This window comes from Vibrio sp. 10N.222.55.C7 (assembly GCF_041473335.1).
Classification (GTDB): Bacteria; Pseudomonadota; Gammaproteobacteria; order Enterobacterales; family Vibrionaceae; genus Vibrio; species Vibrio crassostreae_C.
Map to the genome: position 1 here is coordinate 1 of NZ_JBFRSC010000074.1, position 6,088 is coordinate 6,088.

Annotated in this window: 5 protein-coding genes and 1 pseudogene; 5 read left to right on the forward strand and 1 reads right to left on the reverse strand. The window is 41.0% G+C overall.

Features of this window, described 5'->3' with window-relative positions; all coding sequences use genetic code 11:
• Nucleotides 1-18: 18 nt before the first annotated feature.
• A pseudogene (locus AB4482_RS22370) lies at nucleotides 19-366 on the reverse strand (IS6 family transposase); the annotation flags it as partial.
• A 190-nt stretch (nucleotides 367-556) separates the two neighbouring features.
• Here AB4482_RS22370 and AB4482_RS22375 point away from each other — a divergent pair.
• The 5 genes from AB4482_RS22375 to AB4482_RS22395 all read left to right on the forward strand — a co-directional run.
• Entirely contained in the window at nucleotides 557-2,647 is a 2,091-nt protein-coding gene (locus AB4482_RS22375; protein WP_372181734.1) for a carboxylesterase family protein, read from the forward strand.
• Between the two features lie 56 nt (nucleotides 2,648-2,703).
• Nucleotides 2,704-4,407: a hypothetical protein gene (locus tag AB4482_RS22380; protein ID WP_372181736.1), complete on the forward strand. Its 1,704-nt coding sequence runs from the start codon at nucleotides 2,704-2,706 to the stop codon at nucleotides 4,405-4,407.
• A gap of 473 nt (nucleotides 4,408-4,880) precedes the next feature.
• Nucleotides 4,881-5,198, forward strand: a complete 318-nt coding sequence (gene tnpA / locus AB4482_RS22385) for an IS66 family insertion sequence element accessory protein TnpA (protein WP_017037717.1) — start codon at nucleotides 4,881-4,883, stop codon at nucleotides 5,196-5,198.
• Nucleotides 5,195-5,548, forward strand: coding sequence for an IS66 family insertion sequence element accessory protein TnpB (gene tnpB / locus AB4482_RS22390; protein ID WP_017037716.1), 354 nt, complete (start codon nucleotides 5,195-5,197; stop codon nucleotides 5,546-5,548). The genes tnpA and tnpB overlap by 4 nt, the downstream gene beginning before the upstream one ends.
• Nucleotides 5,549-5,607: 59 nt before the next feature.
• The coding region (locus tag AB4482_RS22395) for an IS66 family transposase zinc-finger binding domain-containing protein (protein ID WP_372181737.1) at nucleotides 5,608-6,088 on the forward strand (481 nt) is incomplete at its 3' end.

The window sequence follows — 6,088 nt, forward strand, 5'->3', positions numbered from 1 at the left end:
CTGATTTGATCAACAACGCCTGGTGAAGAAGGCGCGAGCTGCCTTCTCGTCACGGTATTCGCACAGTAAAAAATCAATCACATTACCGCATTTATCAACGGCTCGGTAATAATACTTCCACTGGCCTTTGACGTTAATGTAAGTCTCATCCATCCGCTACGAAGTAGCGACAGGCTTCTTTCTTCGGTGTGCTCTGTGCTCCAATAGTGGGGCGTATTTGATAACCCACCGATTGATGGTTGAGTGATCAACATCGATACCTCGCTCATTGAGTATCTCTTCGGTTTCACGGTAGCTCAGCTTATAAGAAACGTAATAACGAACAGCCGGAAGAATGATGTCGGAAGGAAAGTGGCGCCTGTAAATTTGATGGCCATAGCGTCGGCAGTGGTGAATTTTGATGAAGAGTTTAACCTATCACCACTGTTTACGACAGAACCTGTAATTGTAATATTGTCCACCTTTTCTGATTTTTAAGTCTAATATTAGAAGATTGATTTTGGTATTCAAAGCGTGATAGCAATGTTCTTTACTTTCGATATTGAAGAGGTAAGTGATGACAAAAGCATTTTGGGTCTTGATCGGAGTTGTACTTTTCGGTTGTCGTGATGATTCTACTGAGTTCAGCTTTACCCCTGCTCCTGAAGAGGAATCACCTCAACCCATTACTTTTGAGGCTCAAATAGGTGAAGTGACTATACAAGGCCTCAAAGAACCAATAATCACAGTCGCCCCTTCACTTTCTGCGACTGAAGACGGTACCTCACTGGTTACAATAGAAACGTTCAAAGGGATACCTTATGCTTACTCGGGCGATAGTAGCGAAGGTGATTTTTTCTTCGGTGCGCCTGACCGTTTTGAACACAGTGTGATGCTGCCTCTAGCACAAGCGGTGACCGAAAATAATTCGTATACAGACTTTGGGAACATATGCCCTCAGTTTGGCTCAACAGAATTGTACTCAGAGACCTGCCTTTACTTGAACGTATGGAGACCTAATAATGCGACTTCAGGTGATTTATTACCTGTGTATGTTTATATCCATAGTGGTTCGTTTGAAACGGGATCTGGACACCTGCCCAATATAATTCCAGATGTCGCCGTTGCACAAAGTACAATGAGTGATAACCCCTTTATCGCTGTTACTTTTAACTACCGTCTTGGTTTATTGGGAAAACGGTGGGTTGAAGATGCAGGTCAAACGAAAGGGGGCAACTTTGCGGTTGGTGATCAAAAGCGAGCTCTAGAGTGGGTTAGCCAACATATCGAAGACTTTGGCGGAGATAGTACAAACGTCACTGTATTTGGGCAAGGTGCTGGTGCGACATCAATTAATGCGCTTCAGCAAACAACCAGTGGAGAGCGCGATCCTGAAGATGATATTGCCGGTAATTTCTTTAGCAGAGCGATTATGCAAAGTTTACCGCTCGGACTTTCATTTGAATCATACGCTGCAGCGAAAGACCAATACGACACTTTAGAAACTGCAATGGCAACGCTGTATCCTGATTTAAGTATTAACCAATTGACGGTTGATCAGATTTTAGAACTACAAAAACAAGTAAAAGCAGAAATAACGGGACGCTTGTTTGGTTTACCTGACCAAACCATCGAAAGTATGGTCAGTGACATCTTGGGCTGGATTGAAGATGGCGATAGCACGGAATCGATTGTGGCGAAGCTTACTTTGAAATACGCATCGGATATTGCAGCAATCGAACCGCGAGCGAAATTACTTCCCTTTTCACCCTACATTGAGTCCCATCGTGAGTGCATAAAGACATTCCTTGGGGTTTGCACAGAATATGAGGAATACCCAGGCTATCACGTAACAAGCCTCGCTCATGAAGCTCCTTTAACCGTCCCTTCTATTATAGGATTTAATAACAATGAAACGGATAGTTATATAGCGGAGTTAAAGTTACTATTCTTGATTAATATAGAATTATTACCGGGTATTAAATTACTTGATGTTGTCCTATTTTTAATAGGAGATAGTGATGATATTCGTGATTTGCCACAAATAGCAGATATACCTGCGTACACGTTAATATCATCAATCCTATATGTAGATCGGTTGACCGACACGCCTTTACGCTTTGATGATTTCTCACCATCGGAAAATCCTACCACTTTAGATAGGGTATCAGAAGAGATAAGAAAGTTTAATCAATTAAATAATCAATTGATATATAAATGTGCTATTCGTGATTACGCAAAAGAAGTCGATCATGACATCACTCCTATCATTTATCATTTTGACTATGTCGCAAGTTTTAATAACCAGCTGATTGAAGACTCTATTTTTGACACAATAGGTAATTTGGCTTGCTTCGGTGGAAAAGCCTGTAACCAAGCTGAAATTCCTTTTGTATTTAATCGATTATATAACCAAAGCGGATCGAAGATAGCGCCTGATGAAGGTGACCTTCTTCTTATGGGAGAAGTATCGAGTTTGTGGTTTAGCGATGAATTATTCAACCCTGAATATCGATACCAAGAAGATACAGATAACATATTGGTGATAGTTAATAATGCCACGGATGATGGTGGCGAAATAAACAAGAATATTACAGCGTGGGATGCTACGATAAATATGGGTATTGATGCTAGCACATCACAAGGTATTTGTGATGCTATTTACTAAGTCGTCTTTTATTACAGTGAGGTAGGAATGATGCTACATATGCTAAATAGAGTTTGTTGGATAGAGATGAAAGTAAATCATCGAAATTTTTTTTTATTTTATTTCGTAGATCTTGGTGCGTAAGTTTCTTTTCTTTTATTTTGATACTCTCTAATATTGCTAATGCAAAAGAAGCTTCGATTTTTGAGCAGTATGGCATACCGGAACACCTACCTAAGTATGGTATTAGTACTTTATCTCAAGGTGATCATATTGTTGAGCACGTTCGTAAAGTCACTTCAATTAATGAGGAGGCTTCATCTTCATCTTTTTATTTAGTGCAAACAACAGATTTAAAGGGAAATATTGATTTGAGGATTAAATATTTTCAGGATCAAATTTCTCAAATCGATGGTGAACCTTCACTCTCAGAAGATGGTGGAGCGATAGACTCCATTGAATATTTGACTAAAACAGAATATCGACTTCGCGCCTACTCAGATAGTTACGATCGGTCTTCGGTTACCGTTGAAGAATTAGATGAACGTCGTGCAATTGTACGTTTTAACTATTCTAAGTATCAACTACCTCAAGATGTCGCCTATTTTCGTTTCATGCGAGTTGAGATAAGTGTTGAAGATCGCAAGCCTGTTAAAATGGTGATCACTAATTCGCAACCATTTACCTATGGTACTTATAGAATTGAGGATTATAGACAAGAAATCTTAATCAGTGAGCGTTACAATGGTCAATTTTACGTTAAAAGCAAAACCATTGTGGCAAACGGAGTAACTAGAAAAAAAGAAAAGCTTACTCTGTCATTGCTCATGACTCCCGTCGCTTTTTATGACGATGTAGATGGTGTCGAAGTTCTAGATAGTGAAAAGCTTGAAGAAGCATCAGATCCTCGTATTCGAGAAGAAAAGGTCGAGGTCAGTAGTTTTTTCCCACTGATGGGAGACTTAGTCCGTAGACAAGGTATTGATATTCCTCTTCCATACGGTTTTTCTGTCGCTTATCGCAATCAAGATATGGATCTTGGCTTTCAATCTTTTAATTTAGGTCTCGGAGCATTAGGCCTTCAGAATTTAGATAAGGACTTTGAACCGACAGAGACCTTCGCCAAAGTTAATGCTGAGAGTTTTAGTATAAGGGGAGATGTCTATATTTTGCCTTTCTGGAATGTTTACGCTTTAGCTGGAAAGATTAAAGTTAAGGCAACCATTGATGCGCAATATACATCGGAGAGTTTAAACGAAGTTAAAGATAGTTTAAACGGCATCGATCCTGGATTAGGTGATGCCTTATGTAGTGCGCTAAGCAATGAAGGACTCCCTCTGTGTAGCCCTGGTCGATTGAAGCTTCCTTTAAGTCTTGACTATGATCTGTTAGGTGTGGGTACTACACTAGCCGTCGGGTATAAAGAATTTTTCGCCACGCTTAATATGACCGCATCTCAAACACGATTAGAGGGCTCTTCGAGCTGGGGTGATACTCTGTTTGTTGCTCAACCAATGGTTGGTTATCAGCTTGTTGATTATAGAGCTCAGTTATTAATTGGTGCTGAATATCAAGGCTTAGATTCTACGTTATCCGGTAATCTAGGTTATGTAGATGCGTTACAAGGTGAGTTCACTTATGACGTTGATGTTTCTCTAAATCAATGGGCTTATTTGATTGGTTTTAATAAGCAAATAGGTAAACACTATAATATCACAGCCCTTTATAATAAAGGTGAAACAAGAGAAGCATATACAGTTAGTTTGGGCTATCGATGGTAAATGATTGTGTTAATACTAAGCTGAAATATGGGGAGTATCCGTAGCTCAATTTATTTAACATTAATCTAACAATGTGGCCATGAAACATCTTAGTTTCTTATGGCCATTTTTTTGTTCGGGTAGCATTCTGATTTAAAGGCTCTCCGCCACTTGAAACGCAACACCTCACCCGCGAGAAGAGATGCATCAAGCACTTGCGTATTTTCATCCAAGCACATCGAAGTTGATTATAATCGAACAAGAAGGACAGTGCTCTTGGATATCTAAGCCCAGTTAACTTTAAAAAACAATATGTCGCTTATGCGTATTTCGGTGATTGCGATCGGCTGTTTCCCCCCGTGTCAGCATAGTTGTCGTCTAGATTTTTAAGGGGATAACAATGCCAGCTAATCCGTAAGCGTGCCATGAACACCGCATTCTAATCTTTCAGCACGAAGAATAAGATCATCTCTCCAACCCAAAGGAGAGTTGAAATGGCAAAACGACGCACCAACCTAGAATGGCAATCACTGTTTGAACAATATGAAAGTAGCAGTGTTACCCAACGCGCTTTTTGTGAAGAGCATGGACTGAGTTTATCCACGTTCTTCGCCAAACGGCGTCAACTCCAAACAGCAAACCAATCGGAATCTGTCGGATTTGTTAGAGCCGAAATCGTTGAAAAGACAACCAAGTATCAGGCCCAGATAGCTACGGCGAACATGACACTTCTCATCAATGATGTGGAGCTGAGCATTCCTCAAGGCACGCCAGCCACCTATCTTGCTGAACTCATTGGAGCGTTGTCATGAAAGGTATGCTCAGCGCTCCAGACATTTACCTTTATCGTGAAAGCGTCGATTTTAGAAAGTCCATCAACGGCCTTGCAGCGATTATCGAAAATGATACTGACTTGCCTCTTGGCAGCGGTGCGCTGTTCCTGTTTACCAATAAACAGCGCGATAAGATTAAAGTGTTGTACTGGGATAAAACAGGCTTCGCCCTCTGGTATAAACGCCTTGAAAAAGCCAAGTATAAGTGGCCTTCAAAAGAGAAAAATCAGGTGTTTACCCTCACTCAATTTGAGCTTGATAGACTGCTTTCAGGCTTCACAATTATCGGCCACGAACCCATCAAAATAAACGATTTTACAATGAGTTAATCGAGAATAAAGCCTTATTCTCCAAGCGTTAACGGCACGATTTTAGTATAATCAATGCTATGAAAAAGACGCCAAATATCAACCCAGAAAGCCAAGATGTTGCCGAGCTACAAGCGATGGTAGCTGCTCTGATGTCGGAGAAAAATGAGTGGAAACAAGAGCGCCAATCGCTGCTTGAACAACTCAAACTCGCCTTCGACCGTCAGTTCGCGAAACGCTCGGAGGCATTAAAGCCTTACGATGAATCACAAGGTGACCTCTTCAACGAAGCGGAATGTGAAGCCGTTAAAGAAGACGAGGTTGAGGTGACAACCACGACCACAACGAAAAAGCGCGGTAAACGTAAACCTCTGCCTAAGACCTTGTCTCGTGAGGTTATCGAACTTGATGTAGACGACCATGAAAAGCAGTGCGCTTGCTGCAATCATAGCCTGCATAAAATCGGGGAAGACCGCAGCGAGAAGCTAGAGTTCACGCCAGCGGTACTCAAAGTGTTGGAATATGTTCGTCCTAAGTACGCTTGCCGCCAGTGCGAGAAAA

What these genes read in the sequence shown, in the direction of transcription:
- tnpB (WP_017037716.1), top strand. Translation starts at nt 5,195, where the DNA reads ATGAAAGGTATGCTCAGCGCTCCAGACATTTACCTTTATCGTGAAAGC.
- AB4482_RS22375 (WP_372181734.1), top strand. Translation starts at nt 557, where the DNA reads ATGACAAAAGCATTTTGGGTCTTGATCGGAGTTGTACTTTTCGGTTGT.
- tnpA (WP_017037717.1), top strand. Translation starts at nt 4,881, where the DNA reads ATGGCAAAACGACGCACCAACCTAGAATGGCAATCACTGTTTGAACAA.